The 945-nt window shown below is 68.6% G+C and carries 1 protein-coding gene; it reads right to left on the bottom strand.

The window, feature by feature from the left end; translation table 11 throughout:
- The coding region (locus HPC46_RS34530; RefSeq protein ID WP_179476456.1) for a PPE domain-containing protein at positions 1-945 on the bottom strand (945 nt) is incomplete at both ends.

Below are 945 nucleotides of genomic sequence, written 5' to 3'. Positions count from 1 at the left end.
GCGCCGGCGACAGTGGTACGTCGAGGGCCTGGACCCCGCCGGCGGCCGGGCGGGGTGGGGGCTCCAACGGCGCACCGACGAGTGAAGGGTTGCCGGCGCTGCGCACATAGTCGGCGTACTGCGCGGTGGCCTTGGCGTGCAAGCCACCCAGTTCGGTCTGCAGCGCCGCCACCACCGGCGCATAACGCCCCATATTGGCCGGGTTCGCGTTGGCCTGCGCGGCCTGCTTGAGCCGCCGCTCGGTGTCCTCGAACTGCTCTGGTGTGGGTGTGTTCGCGCGGGCCCGCGCGTAATTGTCGGCGTGTGTTTCCAATGCGGTAGCGGTGGCTGTGGCGTGTTCGCCGTGCCGCTCGTACCACTGGCTAAGTTCGTTAATTCGTTGGGACGCTCGATCTCCGGCATCTGATTGCCAATCGGCCGAGATGGCGGTGCTACCGCTTTGGAGCTGGCGGGCAGCATTTTGCAACTGGCTGGCATGGCTGCGCATCTGCTGGGCGGCGCTGTAGAGCCCGGCAGGACCAGGACCACCGTGGAGCAACCTCGCAATGTCCTTGCCGCTGGTCGGGGGAGCACCGATCTGCGGTGCGGTGACCGCCGGAATCGTCGGGACCGCCACGTTCGGTACCGCCGGCGGCGCGCTGGCCGGGGCAGCAGAACCACCGCCGGTCGAGCCCAGGCCGGCGGCGCTGAGCTGCTCCTGCTCGTCGTAGGTGTTCGCGCTGCTGGCCAGCATTGATCCGCGGGCTTCGGTGATCATCTGTGCGAAGGTGCTGTAGCCGGTGATCGCTGCGCACCGTGCTTGCAGCGTTTCGGTGACCGCTGCCGATACCGGGTCCGAGGCCGGTGGCGTCACGGTGATTCCCTGCGAGGAACCACCAGAGGCCGCCCCCGCCACCACAGCCCCCGTATGGGCAACGGCGGCGGTGTCGATCTTCAGCTGTGCCA

The sequence above is a fragment of the Mycolicibacterium vinylchloridicum genome (genome assembly GCF_013404075.1).
GTDB lineage: Bacteria > Actinomycetota > Actinomycetes > Mycobacteriales > Mycobacteriaceae > Mycobacterium > Mycobacterium vinylchloridicum.
Note: the sequence above shows the minus strand (reverse complement) of the source record. Positions and strands in the feature narration are given on the sequence as shown.